The following is a 14,938-nucleotide window of genomic DNA, read 5'->3' as shown; positions in this document are numbered from 1 at the left end:
GAACCGGGGGCACGCAGGCGAAATCAGGCCCCTGATGCCCCATCCGGCAGCCCCGCGCGGGCACGGGAGAGCATTAATAGGGGTGCATACCCTAATAGATCAGCACATACACGGGATTTCCCGGAATCGGGGCCCGGAGATAAGGGGGCGCGGGAGATGGCAAAGAAGAAAAAGGCAGAGAAAGAGAGTGAAGGTTCGAAGATCAGGACGCCGATCGTCTGTGTGCTCGGCCATGTCGACCACGGGAAGACCTCCCTTCTCGACTGGATCAGGGGTTCCTCGGTCGTTGCCGGCGAAGCCGGGGCGATCACCCAGCACATCGGGGCGACGCTCGTCCCGCTCGATGCCATTGCGCGGATGAGCGGAGCCCTCAAGAACCTCCAGATCAATGTTCCCGGCCTTCTCTTCATCGACACCCCGGGCCACCAGGCTTTCACGACGCTCAGGGCACGCGGCGGCGCCCTTGCAGACATGGCAATCCTGGTCGTCGACATCAACGAGGGCTTCCAGCCCCAGACCATCGAGGCGCTTGAGATTCTCCGCACCTACCGTACGCCCTTCGTTGTCGCCGCCACCAAGATCGACCGTATCCACGGCTGGCGGGTAAACCAGAACGCACCCTTCAAGACCACATTTGCGACCCAGGGCGATCGGGTGAAGCAGGTCTTCGAGACCAGGACCTACGAGTTGATCGGCAAACTCTCAGAGATGGGGTTCAACTGCGAACGCTTCGATCGGGTGAGCGACTTCGCCCGGAATATCGCCATCGTCCCGGTCTCGGGGATCACCGGCGAAGGGGTGCCCGACCTCCTGATGATGCTCATCGGTCTCGCCCAGCGCTATATGACCGATGCCCTTGCAGTATCGGTCGACGGTCCCGGTATTGGTACGGTGCTCGAGGTGAAGGAGGAGCGCGGGCTTGGCATGACCCTCGACGTGATCCTGTACGACGGCGTGATCGGGGTCGGCGACGAGATCGCCGTCGCCACTGCCGAAGGAGTGATCAACCCGAAGGTGCGCTCGCTCCTCAAACCGAGACCGATGTCTGAGATCCTTGTTGAGGAGAAGTTCGAACGGGTGAAGTCCGTCACGGCCGCTGCCGGGATCAAAGTCTCTGCTCCCCACCTCGAGGGCGTGATCGCAGGTTCTCCCCTCAGGGTGATTCCTGACCCGGCAGGGCGCGACGCCATCAACGAGGAGGTGCGCCGCGAGGTCGAGGAGATCCACGTCAATCTTGTCGATGAGGGGATCTTCATCAAAGCCGACACCATCGGCGCCCTTGAAGCCCTTGCAAAGGAGCTCGAAGATCATGGGATCGGGATCAGGAAAGCCGAGGTTGGTCCGGTCTCGCGCCACGACCTGATTGAGGTCGGGACCGTGAAGGATCCATTCCACGCTGTTCTTCTCGCATTCAATACGCCGATCCTTCCTGACGCCGTCGAGATCCTCAAAGACCCCTCGAACAAGGTCACGCTCTTCTCGGGTGACATCATTTATCGGCTCATCGAAGACTACACCGAATGGGTTAAGGAGCAGCAGCGCCGGATCGAGGCCCAGCGCTTCGAACACATCGTGCTGCCGGCGAAAATATCCATCCTCGAGGGCTGTGTCTTTCGCCAGAGCAACCCGGCGGTCGTCGGTGTCAGGGTGCTCGGCGGCAAGTTGAGGAACGGCGTTTATCTGGTGCGCCGCGACGGCAAACGGATCGGGCAGCTGAAGAATATTCAGGTCCGGGGAGAAAACGTCTCTGAAGCGGAGGCTGGAGCGGAAGTTGCAGTTTCCATCGAGGGCCCGACGATCGGGCGGCAGATCAGTGAGAATGACGAACTCTTTGCGGATATCCCGGAACATCACGTAAAAGTGCTGGAAAAGGAGATGCTCGGGAGTCTGAAGCCGGGCATGCGCGAGGTGCTCGAGGAGTACACCGCGATGCGGAGGAAGGACGAGCCCTTCTGGGGCAAGTAGTATTTAATATACGAGTACCCAATTTTATAGACACGTCTGATAGCATCAGGTCGAGAAGGAGCCAGAGATAATGGTCGATTTCAAAGTTGTCGTATCTGACAGAAAAGCTGGCCGCGCCTACAATATTGAGGCGAGCGGGGCGGCAGCATCAGCATTCGTCGGAAAGAAGATCGGGGACAAGGTCGAGGGCGCGGCTCTCGGCCTTGCCGGATACAGCCTTCAGATTACCGGGGGATCCGACCGGACCGGGATCGCTGCACGCAAAGACCTGCCGGGTGCAGGCCGCAGGAAGATCCTTCTCTCGAAGGGGTTCGGCTTCCACCCTGAGCATGAGGGTGAGCGGAGGAGAAAGACTATTCGCGGTAACGAGATCACGCAGGACTTCGTCCAGATCAACGCGGTCGTCGCAGCCTATGGCGAAAAGTCCATGGACGAACTCCTCGGCAAGGCCGAAGCAGCAGAAAATTAAAAAATATCCTATTTTTCCCTGAGAAGATTCTCGCGGAGTGCAGGCAGGAGGTCGGACCACCCGACCCCGTATGTCCGCGCCAGCAGCACAGCAGCAGCTTCCACTCTCAGGTTCCCATCAAACTCCTCGATCGTCCGGTTCATCGCGGCAACCACCTCCTGCTCCTTCTGCCCGGTCTCCCTGGCGATCCGCGCCACGAGGTCGCTACAGGGATCTGGGGCGGCGAAAATCTCCTCTCCCGGCCTGAAGCCGAGGGGGATCGAAACCGAGGAGACATCGAAGAGCGGCGATATTTTCCCCCCTTCAATCCTGACAAGCCCTGCAGACGCGGCAAGACGCAAGACCGTATGTGCCTGATCGACATTCATCCATTTCCTGTCCAGAGCAAGGAAAAAAACGAACTGGTTTTTGTCGAGATCGCCCCGGTGCATCTGCTTGAAAGGGGCGGCGACCGTGACCTTCAGGCTCACTCGCAGGCACCCTTCAGGAGATCTTTCAGGCCGAGTGCGTCCATCGAACCGGCTGTTCCTTCCTTGACGACAAAGACCTCTGACTGCGCCCCCCGATCGACGATCCTGACCAGAAAGACGATCTCTGAGACCGGGCGACGTCCTTCGGCCCGCAGAAGCGTCTCGTGGATCGAGATCCTGAAATCCGCGGACTCGGTCACCTCGTCGGCAAGGCGCGGCAGGAGGTCCACCGGGAGAAAGCGTGTCCGATCGTCGGCGATCTCGAGAAGAATATCGTGCTTGTAAAGGTCGGCGCCGCGTCTCTGGTTGGTATGGGTGCGGTGAAGGGCGGCGATCCGCCCGATCGCCCGTGCGAACGGCTCGCCGATGGTGAAGTTCAGATCGAAACGGCTGGGAAACCGGTAGTATACTCTGCGCATCATACACGTATGGGCAACAGGATCAGATAATCTCTGCTGATCGTCCGCACAGGAGTCAGCCACCAGGAAGGCATCGCAACCCCGACGAAGCGAAAGGTGGATATGGGGCGGCATGGTAGGGGTGGACGTTGACCTGCCGCCGGCACGGCGGCCACGGGAGTGAACTGACGCATGAACGGTTACCGGACGATCTTCCATCTCGACGAGCTGGCAAAGGTTCCCCTTGTCTTTGCGAATGTCAGGAACCTTCTCGATGACCTCGGCGGATCCGTTGTCGTCGAAGTGGTGGCGAACAGCGAAGGGGTGAAGGCTTTTCTTCTCACCGGACAGTACGCCGGCCTTTTTCGTGAATATGTGGAGCAGGGTGTCCAGTTTGCGGTATGCGCCAACAGTATGCGGGCGCTTGGATTTACACGGGATGATTTTCCGCGGGCGATCCGGGTGGTGCCCTCTGGTGTCGGGGAGATTGTGCGGCGGCAGGCCGAGGGCTACGCCTATATCCGGCCATAAAAGTAGCGAAACAAAAAAAGGGTTATTCGATCAGGACCGCGTTGACGACGCCGTCCTGTCCGGGGCGACTTGTGATCCGTGCGCGCCCGATCTCGGTCCTGATGATCGCACCGCGGGTGAGGAGGTTCCGGCGCACATAGTTGATGTTTGCCGGGTTTGCCTCTACGGTCTGGATGGCGACCTTCTTTGTTTCGCCGGTCGAGGGGCTCGAGACTGCGGCGACATTCGCACGCAGCGCCCGTACCTTCACGTCTCCGCCGTGAACCCGCATAAGCCGGTTCCTGTTCTCGCCTACATGTGTTTCCGCCGGTGCGCGACCGCGCTCAAAGCGCTTCTTGCCGCTCGCCAGGTGGTTCCTTCCGCCGGTCAGGCGCCGGACTGATCTACCTTGCCACTGTATAGTATCACCTCAGGTGTTCGTTCTGTGAGACCGATAATCCCTATCAGAGTGCTATATATATTCTGGCTCATCGGATTTAAATCCGATCACTCGATAATGGCGTCGAGAAGAGCGGCAACGCCTTCGCCGGTCTTCATATTTGTCCTGAATACCTTCATCTCCGGGTTGTACCGCCGCATGTCCGCCTCCATTCGGTCCATATTGCAGCCAACCAGCGGGGCGAGGTCGGTCTTGTTGATGACGCCGATCGAACCGCCGCGGAACATCATCGGGTGCTTGTTCACCACATCGTCGCCCTCGGTCGAGGAGACGATGACGATCCGTTTCTCGGCCCCGAGGGCAAAGTCGGTCGGGCAGACCATGTTGCCGACATTCTCAATGAAGAGCACGTCGATTTTGTCGAGAGGCAGGTGGTCGATTGCGTGCTCGACGAGGTGGGCGTCGAGGTGGCACTCGGTCCCGGTATTGGCGTTGACGGCCGGGATGCCCAGGGCCACGATCCGCTTGAAATCGTCGTCGCCATAGACATCGCCGGCGATTGCCCCGGCTGCAAGGCCGCGGGCGGCGAGGAGGGGCACAAGCCGCTCGATCAGGGCCGTCTTCCCCGATCCGATCGCACCGAGGAGGTCGAACGCCCTGACCCCGTGTTCCTTCAAGTGGGCAGCGTTGGCAGCGGCGAGACGGTCGTTCGCCGCGTACACATCCTTCTCGATCCTGACGTCGATGTGGTGCATACAGATGGGTATGAGGGAGATGGCTATATAGATTCACCATCTACCTAATGAACAATGGAACGTCTGTGCATCCTCTATCCCTGCTATTTTCAGGCCGGGCTGAAGCGGGCTGAGGGGCGGCGCGTCCCCCGGGGCCGAGCCGTAAAGAGCCTCACTCTCATGGAACTCGAAGCAGCACTGAAAAAATGCGGCTATCCCTACCGGGTCGAGGAGAAACACCACCCGGCACACTGGCACAAACGTGAGGGGCGGGTGGCGGTGACCTGCACTGAACCGAAGGGCGAGGTCATAAGGAAGGTGGCGCAGGCCATTGAGGTGAAGCGATGAGCGGGCTCTACGACCTGCACACCCATACCACGATGAGCGACGGCGAACTCCTCCCCATCGAGCTGGTCCGCCGCCTCAGCGTGCTCGGCTACGAGATCGTCGCCATCGCCGATCACGTCGACTGCACGAATATCGCGCAGGTGATCGCCGCCACCGCATGCCTGAGGAAGAGCGCCGCGCGCTATGGCGTCCGTCTCCTCAGCGGGGTGGAGATCACCCACGTCCCCCCGGAGGAGATCGCCGAACTCGCAGCCTATGCACGCGATGAGGGAGCAGACATTGTCGTCGTGCATGGCGAGTCGCCGGTGGAACCGGTCGCCCCGGGTACAAATCATGCCGCCTGCTCCTGTGCCGATGTGGACATCCTTGCTCATCCGGGATTCATCACCCCTGAGGATGCACGTCTCGCCGCGAAGAACCGGGTCGCTCTTGAGATCACCTCGCGAAACGGGCATAACCGGACGAACGGTTATGTGGCGGTGGCGGCGCGGGAGGCGGGCTGCATGATCGTGGTGGACTCGGATGCCCATGCGCCCTCCGACCTTCTCGGCCGAGAGGCAAAAGTGGCAGTAGCACGCGGGGCAGGGCTAACAGAGGAAGAAGTTACGAGATCACTATCCCTAAAAATTGTTTCGGATTTACTCGGGAGATGATCCGTATTTATATTTTGTCGATATCTTTAAATATTGATAACTCCCATTTATAAATATCACTCCACCTGAGGGGGAGTTCTTATGGGGTATTCTATTGAAACTGGTGGGGCCCATTATTAAAATTTGCGGTTCTCATACGCTGATCCTCAGATGCGACGCTGCGCAGTTGCCCCGCCTCTATGGTGACGTGCTCGATAGGCGCCTCAAGCCAGTTGGAAAGGTTGTGGATATCTTCGGGAATGTATCCTCGCCATATGCTGCAGTCTCCTGCAGAGGGGGCTGCAGCGGGCGCCTGGGAGAGAAACTCTATACAAAAGGTGACGGGAAATGGCAGAAATCGAAAAACTGAAAATGCTTCAGAGCGAGCGCGAGGCCCTCAAAAAAAGGTCGCGTACCGCGGTCACGGAGCAGGTAAAGAAGCGCGAGGAGGCGACGGAAAATGTATGCCCTGAGTGCGGCAGCCGCCAGCTCGTCCATGATTATGAACGGGCCGAACTCGTGTGCAAGAGCTGCGGATTGGTCATTGACGAGGAGTTCATCGACCGTGGCCCTGAGTGGCGTGCCTTCGACCACGACCAGCGGGTGAAGCGCTCCCGTGTCGGGGCTCCGATGACCTTTACGATCCATGACAAAGGTCTCTCGACGATGATCGACTGGCGCAATCGCGACAGCTACGGCCGCGCCATCTCGTCGAAGAACCGGGCGCAACTCTATCGTCTGCGCAAGTGGCAGAGGCGGATCCGGGTCTCGAACGCCACCGAGCGGAACCTCGCCTTCGCCCTCTCCGAACTGGACCGGATGGCCTCGGCCCTCGGTCTTCCAAGGAACGTGCGGGAGACTGCTGCGGTGATCTACCGCGACGCCGTGGACAAGAACCTGATTCGGGGCAGGTCCATTGAAGGGGTCGCCGCCGCCGCCCTCTATGCCGCATGCCGGCAGTGCTCGGTGCCCCGAACCCTCGACGAGATCGCCGAGGTGTCCAGGGTATCCAGGAAAGAGATCGGGCGCACCTACCGGTTTATCTCGCGTGAACTGGGCTTGAAACTCCTGCCGACCTCGCCGATCGACTACGTTCCGCGGTTCTGCTCGGGCCTCACCTTAAAGGGGGAGGTGCAGAGCCGTGCCGTGGAGATCCTGCGCCAGGCCGGCGAGCGCGAGCTGACGAGCGGCAGGGGGCCGACCGGCGTTGCGGCCGCCGCTATCTACATCTCCTCGATCCTCTCGGGAGAACGACGGACCCAGCGCGAGGTCGCAGAGGTCGCCGGGGTGACCGAGGTCACCATCAGGAACCGGTACAAGGAACTCGCAGAGAAACTCGATATCGAGATCATTCTCTGATCTCTTTTTTTATCGCCCGTGCGCGCGTGTACGCCGCGCTCCCCATCAACCTGCACCGCCCGGATGTCACCATCAGGAAGGGATATAAAGGAACGGGGGCAACATTATCAGGCAGGATCAGGCATTGTGCCGGTCGCGGGCTCGTAGATCAGGGGAAGATCGCATCGTTCGCAACGATGAGGCCGCGGGTTCAATTCCCGCCGGGTCCACTCGCTTTTTGCAGTATAAAAATCGAGAGCGTGAAGCCTTAAAAATGAGATGAAGGGGCTCACCGCCTCCCCTTCAGGCCGAGCGCCATCCCTCCGACCGCCGCAAGCGCCGCTCCCCACCAGACCGGGCTCTTTTGCGGCGTCGTTTCGGTCGGTGTTCCTGGTTCAGTGGTCGTCGAAACCGGTGTGCCTGAGATCGCGCTCCCTGTTGCCGTTACATTCCTGACCGTTCCTGCATCGCCGGGCTCCTCTGACGGAACCGTCCCGACCGGCTCCACCGTCATGGTCCGGCCACCGGCCACCGCGAAGTACGAGAACCCGGGCGAGGTCGCACGGAAGTACACCCGGCCGTCCTCCTCCCTGAGCACCTCAGTCGGGAGCGCTGCCCATGCCCCGTCGTGGTAGCGCCAGAGGCTGATATCGCCGGGTGAGAGCCCCTGCTCCTCCAGCCAGGCTGTCGATACCTCGAAGGTGAAGACTGCCCCTGCAATTGCATCGTCGGTGGTGTAGGTGAGGTTTGCGACGAGATACTGGTAGACAGGTGCGTCCAGACCGGCAGGCCCGGAGGACGCCGGGGCAATGGTCACCATGATCCCGTCGATCCGCTGCCCTGCCGCGATGCTGATTTCGGTCACCGCCGAGCCTGAAAAGTGCAACGATGCGGTTTCCCCTGGATTCAGGTTGCCTGAGGCACCGGATGCGCCGTCTGAGGAGGATTCACTGCCATCTGAGGGGCGTGCGGTCGAATATGCTTCGAACTGCTCCGTCAGCGGGTAGGGGTCGGTCTCATCCGCCGCGATTACAAACGGCGTATCACCGATACCATCGCCGTTTGCATCGGTGCCGCCATACGCGCTCCAGTGGTTTCCGGTGAAGTTCGTCTGCCCGATCCCGCGGTACCAGTAGGCAATCGGATCTGGCGAATGCCAGGTGTTCCCGGCCTGGACGGCTGCTGCGGACGCACAAGAAACGCTTGAACCCTGGGCATCTCGGTCAAGGAGGTCGGAGACTGGCTTGATGCGGGCATAACCAGGGGATCTTTCCTGCAGGGACAGAGCAGAGGACAGAACTGCTGGAACCGGTGCCGGAAGGACGATGTTATTGCGGTAGACCAGATTGCCTCTGAGGCCGTCCACAGAGAGATCTATCCCGGAGAGATCCAGCAGGTTTTCTCTGACCGTGCTGTTGGTGAGCGAACTGATATCCACACTCCTCAGAGGGCCGCCGGTCGAGGTGAAATTGATGGTGTTCCCGGTGATCTCAGCCCCTGAGACGTTGTACATCCCCATGCCGGACTCGCCGAGGCCGGTCAGCGTGGTGCCGACGAGGCTGCAGTTCTCTGCCCTGTCGATATTGATCAACCACTCGTTCACCCTCGATGCGGTGATTGAACAGTCCTCGATGGCGATCCCGCTGACATTGGAGAGATGGATCCCGTCATAGGCGTTGGATATGGCGCACCCCTCGATGCTGCTCTCCCGCGTCGAGAGGAGGCTGATGCCGCAACCGGTCTCCTGAAGGGCGAGACCCTCAATGCTCATCGAGTCACAACCGACGCAGCAGACCGCACCCGCATTGCTGGAGGGATCGATCGTCATCCCTGAGACCCCCTCAAGGTAGACGATCGGGCGTCCGTCAACGGTGTTGGAGGTATCGACACTGTTCCCGGGCGCCGGGTCGTCGCCATAATACACGAAGTTCCAGGCGTTCCCTTCCATTACGTTGCCCTGCATCGTAGTATTGGCGGTATAATAGAGACCGATCCCCTGCCCGTCGCTCTCCTGGACGGTGTTGCCCTCCAGCATGGCGCCGTCGGTCTCATCGATCTCGATGCCAAGCCGGTCGTTGTCATGGACTCTGTTGGCGGCAATGATGGCCCTGGAACAGTTCCACAGGATCATGCCGTAGGGGTTCTCAGAGATCTCGTTGCCCCGGATGACCGCACCCGCGGCATCCGATACAAAGACGCCGCATGCACCGTTCTGGTATGATGAGCAGTTCTCGACGAGGGCGTCGTCCCCAAAGACCCGGATGCCTGCATTGTAGGCGGTCGGTTCAAAGACCGGACTCGCGCCCGTTGCAGCGATGCCGGAAAGGTGCACCCCGTCGGCGGTGACCGTGATCGCCGACCCGCTCCCGGCAGCATTCACGACCGGCATGCCAATGCCGACGATCGTGACCGATTTTGTGACGTTCAGGTGCTCATCATAGGTGCCGTTCTCCACGACGATCGTGTCGCCGTCATCGGCGGCGTCGATCGCCGCCTGGATGGTGGGGTAGTCCCGCGGCACCACGATGGCGTCGGTGGTGAATGCCTTGATGCAGACGTTGGTGTCAGGGAAGATCGCGGTCAGGTCGGCCCATTGCTCGCCATCGAGACTCACATAACTCTCTCCGGGCGCTGCGGTGGCATTGGAGGAATACCCCGCGATCGGCATCTCCACGACAAGGGGGTGGGTGTCGGTCGGGGCGTCGACCTCCAGCACCACCGAGAAGGTCTGGCCCGGTGAGAGGAAGACCGGGTCGGGGAGCGGGACGGTGTGGTAGCCCGGGAGGGCGGCGGTGCCGGTGACCTGCGCCACGGGGACGGGGGTGGCGCCTGTCGGGGTGTTGATGGAGCGCAAGACGGAAACGGTGTAGTCGGTGCCGGGTTCACGGGTGTAGAAACCTGCTGCCCGCAGGTCCTCGTAGTCTCCGGCCGTGAAGACATTCGCACCATAGATGGTGGTGGAGCCGGTTGCGCCGAGGCTGTTCGTCCAGCCGAGGGGGTCGTACTGGTAGGCGTGTCCCAGGGAATTTGCGGCCTCCCCGGTGAAGAGAACCGAACAGTAGTCGCGCTGGTCCCCGACAAAGGTGGAGTTCCTGTCCCAGAACCTGCCAGGTTCTGGCTGGTAATATGAGATGTAGAAGTAGCCGCCGTCGCCGACCCCCTCACCCCAGGAGTTTTTGGCGATGAAGGCGCCGTCGCCGGGCGGCGTGACACTGAAGTTCTCCGCCGGGTAGTTGTCGTCCCAGCCGACGAGGGCCACGGCATGACCGCCTTCATTCTCATAGGTGCCGTCATCCGGGCGGTAGTAGGTCAGGTAGTTGTCGGCAAAACAGGACCAGTTGACAATGAACCCCACCCAGAGGGCCCCCTCCTCGCGGATCATTTCCTTCATCAGGCCGTTGTCGAGCGGTCCATCCCGCGGCGGGAGGAACGTGATATTCTGGACGTGGACCACCGGCGAAAGATCGGTCGGCGAGTCGTTCGATGGCACGGGCAGGAGATAGGGGTCGTCGGTCTCGTTCACCGGTCCGGACCAGCGTGTGAGGTAGGCGGTGGACATGAAGGCCTGACCGCCGTCGCCTGGACCACAATCGAAACCTCCGTAGAGGTTCGAGCAGAGGTTCTTCATGTTGCTCTCGGAGAAGTCCCATGCCGTGCCGGTCCTGGTGAGCAGGTTCGACTCAAGGGAGGCATAGGTGGCGAACGCCCAGCAGGTCCCGCTCTTCCCCTGGTCCTGCACCGGCGTGACCCTCCCCTCGTCCCTTAAGTCGAAGGATGCAGGGAGGGCGCTCGAGCCGACCGGATCGACAGATTGCCCTGACCAGATCGGTGTTGCAGGGGCCGGGCAGAGACCGGTCAGGGGATATCTGAATTCATCAGGGGACGAGGCAATACTGCAGGTCTGCATGGCGCCTTCTGCCGCCGCCTCCTGCCCTTCGAGGTATTCCAGGAAGGCAGGGTTGAGCGGTGCGGCCTCGATCGTCGCTCCTGATATGCCCGGGACGGCAAGCAGGGCGATCAGGGCGCAGAGCATCAGAGAATAATATCGTGTCTTTTTTTTCATGGAGAACACCTGATGGGAGTGCGTTCAGAAAATTATGATTGAGATATGATATATCAATAAATCGTATCTATTAGTTTACAAATATATCTGATTTGTATTTTTTACATGCATGCTGGATTCAAAAAGTGCAATAATCTGGTTTATCTGGCTTTTTTCCCTGGCCTCCTCTCGCCCGATCAAAAGGGGAAGGGTGATATCCTCCTGGCATCGAATATTCCCCGGGAACTGACCATGAAATACGAGATCATCGGTGACAACCTGCAGATGGTGAAACTCACCCTCGCGCAGGGGGAGCGGGTCAATGCCGAGGCCGGCGCCATGGTGAACATGAGCGGGAACATGCAGATGGACTCCCACCTGAAGGGCGGGCTGCTTGGCGGTCTGAAACGGGCGCTCACGAACGAGAGCCTGTTCCTGACCGAGTTCACGCCGCAGGGGGAGAGCGGTTTCGTCTCCTTCGCCGGGAACGTTCCGGGCCGGATCTTCCCGGTCGACGTCACCGGCAGGGAGTTCCTCGCCCAGAAAGACGCATATCTCTGCTCTGAACAGGGCGTGCACCTCGACATCGCCTTCACCAAAAAGATCCGATCGGGCTTTTTCGGCGGCGAGGGTTTCATCCTCCAGCGCCTTTCGGGTTCGGGGACCGCCTTCCTCCACTGCTGCGGTGACACCATCGAGATGGACCTGGCCGCGGGGGAGGTCGTGAAGGTGGAGACCGGGCTCGTCGTCGGCTTCGACGCCACGGTGGATTACTCCATCCAGATGGCCGGGGGCGTGAAGACGGTCTTTTTTGGCGGCGAAGGGCTCTTCCTGACCACTCTCACCGGGCCGGGCAAGGTGGTCCTCCAGTCGATGGACATCGCAAAACTCGCCTCCTCCCTGATCCCGTTCCTCCCCCAGAACACGTCGGGGAAGTGAAACGGCGGGTTCATGATCTGGGCCCGATCCAACCTTTTTTTCTTAACCCGGAAGGAGCGCCGGTCATTCCCCCTCTCTCATGGGGCTGCAGAACCGCCGGAGCAGGTACTCAGCCGCGGCCCCGACGGCGACGATCGCCGCCGCCGAGGCGAGGACGGCAAGGACGCTGCTCCCGTAGAGGGCCCTGACATAGTTTCCGGCAGCGATGCCGGCCATGACTGCGACGAAGAGGACGAGGATATCTCTTCTGAAGAGATGGTACATCACGAATCTACCTAGGAGGGAAGGTGAGAAATAACTGCGCACCCTCAATGCTCGTAGATATGGTTAAACACGCCCCTCAAAACAAATCATGGAACAGCCATGCCTTAACCTGCGGATCTGCATGATCCCTATCGGCCCCAATCGCAGGCGGGTGTGGGCATGGGAGGGGGTACAACCCCATCCCGACAGAGACATGCCATGAAAGATCTTCCTGTTGCATGCCAGAGTCAGAATTATGGCCCATATCAGAGCACCGGTCATTGTCACCAAAATCTCACTGATTACAACACCCTCAGAGAGGCTCTTCAACTCCACTGACGAAATTAGTCAATGCCTCCCTCTGACGTTCCGTTAGATCAATTTTGGATTCAATAAGATTTTGAACACGACCCTTTAACTCATCCAGATTAATGAACGCACTGATGCTCTTTGAAGCAAGAATCCAATGTTGTTCCGAGATTACATCATCAGCGGACTGAGTGAATGTTGCCGATATAAACTGATCCAGAAAAAGCAGTAACTTATCATCATTACGGGTTGTTTCCTCTACCCATGACCTGACTTCTCCATCATGTCTATTCTCTTTCCAGAAAAATAAAACACGCCACAGAAGTGGGGTATCAATAAGAGAACCCTCTTGAGAAGCCTGTCGGATTTTTTCCAATGTAAGCTCCTCAAGTACTCTCAGATGTTCAAGGCTTATGATCCGTTCTCCATCAGTTTCCTCATTTGTGCCATATTTTCCGTGCTGTCTGCCATAAATCGTGATCAGTTTCACAATTAAAGAGATAGAATCTCCTCTACGGATTGCATCTTCTAACAAGGAAAAGTGTTTTGCCTCGTCCAAACGATCAAAAAGTCTCCATACAATCCTAAGGATCCGATCATCGTTACCGTAAATTGAGAAACGCTGCTCATCATCTTCCAGGCAGAGGAGATCATCACCGACCTTAAAAAATGTGGAGATTATAGAAGGGATTGCTGCACCCTCTAGGATATCGAGAGCGGCATGATCTAAGAGGCATTCCAAAAAATATGATAGGTTCGAAAGGCCGTTTCTTTGTTTTTGACGATTCAGATTTATCAATGTCTGTTCAAAAACCTCAGGTTTATCTATACATTCAAGGATCGATTGAATCTCTGTTTGGGACATCTGACCCTGGGACAAAGATAATCTGAAATATGTGTCAAAATGTTCAGAGGTACACACTCGAAGACTATTTCTCCAACCAGGGAGCCAATCACTCCCATATGACGCGCCTCCAAAATAATAATTGGTTTTGGGAAATATTCTGAAGAGCAATTTTTTGACAGATTCTCGATCTTGCTCAGGAATTTGTTCAAGTTGGGTATCCAGCCTTAATTTTATTCTTTTATCAGGATCAGGATCTAAGCGAATATCAACAGATCCAACGAAGATTTCTCCAGATCCCTGAATAAAATGATACATAGAGGGACAGAACAGTCTCAGATATTCAACTGCAATAAAATCAACCGGGTTCACCTCTCCTTTCACCACAGGATACGTTAATAATAATGCATTAGAGAAGCGTTGCACATTTCGCGGAGATTTTACAAAATGATCGATACCATCAAAGTAAATATTTTGCCAGCGGGTCTTATCCCATAAATATTTAGGAGTACCTTCAAGAATACTATCTATTTTTTTGGAAAGAATCATTCTCAGTAATTTTTTATCAGGATGAGGAAGATCATAACCTGTTTGAACGATTTTTTCAAGATATTTCGTCCCATCAAAACCATGGATCTGATCTAATGCTCCACTTACGATATGTTTATCAAGCGCGAGTAGATAAACAACATTTGGAAAATCGGCAATATCTTTAATCACCATGAATAATAACCGTATCTCCTCCGAGCTCAACCGATCGATGTCATCGATGACGATCAGGATCCGCCGATTCTTCTGCTTCAGAGATCTCTTGATCTCTTCTTTCAAAGCAGGAACATCGCGTTTCGTAGGATCTGCCTTATCTGCAATATAATTCACCGTCTGAACAATAGGGATCTTAACTGGAGAAAGAGCATCAGCAAATTGCGCTAATAATTTTGCACATTCTGCAGACTTTCCAAACCACCTGCTTACACTCCCGGCAAATTGATTAAAAAAACTCCGAATGAGATCTTCCCTCCCAGAGAACCACCAGGGGTGGAAATCAATAATCAATGGTTTATTTGATTCAGGTATTTGTCCAATGTAATATTTTATAAAATTAAGGAGGGTTGTTTTTCCAGATCCCCACTCCCCATATATTGCAACCACAAAACCCTGAGGATTGAACATTGCCGGGATAGCATCTGCAAGATTTTTCGCAAATGGAGCAATATCAAGAGCATCATCTGCGGGATCTTCGAGAGGGGCATCATTAGAATAGCAAATCTCCATAAACGGCATTATGAGAGGATGA

The 14,938-nt window shown here is 57.3% G+C and carries 14 protein-coding genes and 1 tRNA gene; 8 read left to right on the top strand and 7 right to left on the bottom strand.

The features are described 5' to 3' along the window. Positions 1-156 precede the first annotated feature (156 nt). A complete protein-coding gene (infB, locus tag METLI_RS10425) occupies positions 157-1,965 on the top strand; it encodes a translation initiation factor IF-2 (protein WP_004040210.1) in 1,809 nt (602 codons plus the stop codon). 70 nt (positions 1,966-2,035) lie between these two features. Continuing rightward, a complete protein-coding gene (locus tag METLI_RS10420) occupies positions 2,036-2,434 on the top strand; it encodes a 30S ribosomal protein S6e (protein WP_004040209.1) in 399 nt (132 codons plus the stop codon). An 8-nt stretch (positions 2,435-2,442) separates the two neighbouring features. On the opposite strand, the gene METLI_RS10415 is transcribed toward METLI_RS10420, so the two are convergent. Both METLI_RS10415 and METLI_RS10410 read right to left on the bottom strand, forming a co-directional pair. Then, complete coding sequence (locus METLI_RS10415) at positions 2,443-2,904, bottom strand: DUF2240 family protein (protein WP_004040208.1); 462 nt, start codon at positions 2,902-2,904, stop codon at positions 2,443-2,445. Further along, positions 2,901-3,326: a hypothetical protein gene (locus tag METLI_RS10410; RefSeq protein ID WP_004040207.1), complete on the bottom strand. Its 426-nt coding sequence runs from the start codon at positions 3,324-3,326 to the stop codon at positions 2,901-2,903. The genes METLI_RS10415 and METLI_RS10410 overlap by 4 nt, the downstream gene beginning before the upstream one ends. Before the next feature lie 168 nt (positions 3,327-3,494). Between METLI_RS10410 and METLI_RS10405 the strand changes: the two genes are divergently transcribed. Continuing rightward, a complete protein-coding gene (locus METLI_RS10405) occupies positions 3,495-3,833 on the top strand; it encodes a DsrE family protein (protein WP_004040206.1) in 339 nt (112 codons plus the stop codon). A gap of 22 nt (positions 3,834-3,855) precedes the next feature. Here METLI_RS10405 and METLI_RS10400 read toward each other — a convergent pair whose 3' ends face one another. Continuing rightward, the gene (locus METLI_RS10400) at positions 3,856-4,233 is read right to left on the bottom strand and encodes a 30S ribosomal protein S8e (RefSeq protein WP_004040205.1); all 378 of its coding nucleotides are present in this window, start codon (positions 4,231-4,233) and stop codon (positions 3,856-3,858) included. Positions 4,234-4,319: 86 nt separating this feature from the next. Then, complete coding sequence (gene hypB / locus METLI_RS10395) at positions 4,320-4,967, bottom strand: hydrogenase nickel incorporation protein HypB (protein WP_004040204.1); 648 nt, start codon at positions 4,965-4,967, stop codon at positions 4,320-4,322. Positions 4,968-5,021: 54 nt separating this feature from the next. Here hypB and METLI_RS10390 point away from each other — a divergent pair, with 54 nt between their 5' ends. From METLI_RS10390 to METLI_RS10375, 4 genes are all read left to right on the top strand, one after another. Continuing rightward, positions 5,022-5,294, top strand: coding sequence for a signal recognition particle subunit SRP19/SEC65 family protein (locus METLI_RS10390; RefSeq protein WP_004040203.1), 273 nt, complete (start codon positions 5,022-5,024; stop codon positions 5,292-5,294). Beyond that, positions 5,291-5,947: a histidinol phosphate phosphatase domain-containing protein gene (locus tag METLI_RS10385; protein ID WP_004040202.1), complete on the top strand. Its 657-nt coding sequence runs from the start codon at positions 5,291-5,293 to the stop codon at positions 5,945-5,947. The genes METLI_RS10390 and METLI_RS10385 overlap by 4 nt, the downstream gene beginning before the upstream one ends. 327 nt (positions 5,948-6,274) lie before the next feature. After that, positions 6,275-7,285, top strand: coding sequence for a transcription initiation factor IIB (locus METLI_RS10380; protein ID WP_004040199.1), 1,011 nt, complete (start codon positions 6,275-6,277; stop codon positions 7,283-7,285). Positions 7,286-7,422: 137 nt separating this feature from the next. Next, positions 7,423-7,494, top strand: a tRNA-Ala gene (locus METLI_RS10375). 59 nt (positions 7,495-7,553) lie between these two features. On the opposite strand, the gene METLI_RS12525 is transcribed toward METLI_RS10375, so the two are convergent. Beyond that, complete coding sequence (locus METLI_RS12525; RefSeq protein ID WP_004040198.1) at positions 7,554-11,327, bottom strand: lectin like domain-containing protein; 3,774 nt, start codon at positions 11,325-11,327, stop codon at positions 7,554-7,556. Positions 11,328-11,558: 231 nt separating this feature from the next. On the opposite strand from METLI_RS12525, the gene METLI_RS10365 reads away from it, so the two are divergent. Further along, positions 11,559-12,245, top strand: a complete 687-nt coding sequence (locus METLI_RS10365) for a TIGR00266 family protein (protein WP_048104219.1) — start codon at positions 11,559-11,561, stop codon at positions 12,243-12,245. A gap of 63 nt (positions 12,246-12,308) precedes the next feature. Here METLI_RS10365 and METLI_RS10360 read toward each other — a convergent pair whose 3' ends face one another. Continuing rightward, positions 12,309-12,509: a hypothetical protein gene (locus METLI_RS10360; protein ID WP_004040196.1), complete on the bottom strand. Its 201-nt coding sequence runs from the start codon at positions 12,507-12,509 to the stop codon at positions 12,309-12,311. A 292-nt stretch (positions 12,510-12,801) separates the two neighbouring features. Continuing rightward, positions 12,802-14,916 (bottom strand): KAP family NTPase, encoded by a 2,115-nt coding sequence (locus METLI_RS12875; protein ID WP_004040173.1) that lies wholly within the window; start codon positions 14,914-14,916, stop codon positions 12,802-12,804. Between the last annotated feature and the right edge of the window lie 22 nt (positions 14,917-14,938).

Origin of the sequence: Methanofollis liminatans DSM 4140 (assembly GCF_000275865.1) — an archaeon.
In the GTDB taxonomy this organism is placed as follows: Archaea; Halobacteriota; Methanomicrobia; order Methanomicrobiales; family Methanofollaceae; genus Methanofollis; species Methanofollis liminatans.
The sequence above is the reverse complement of the archived record's forward strand: the minus strand, read 5'-3'. Positions and strand labels throughout refer to the sequence as shown.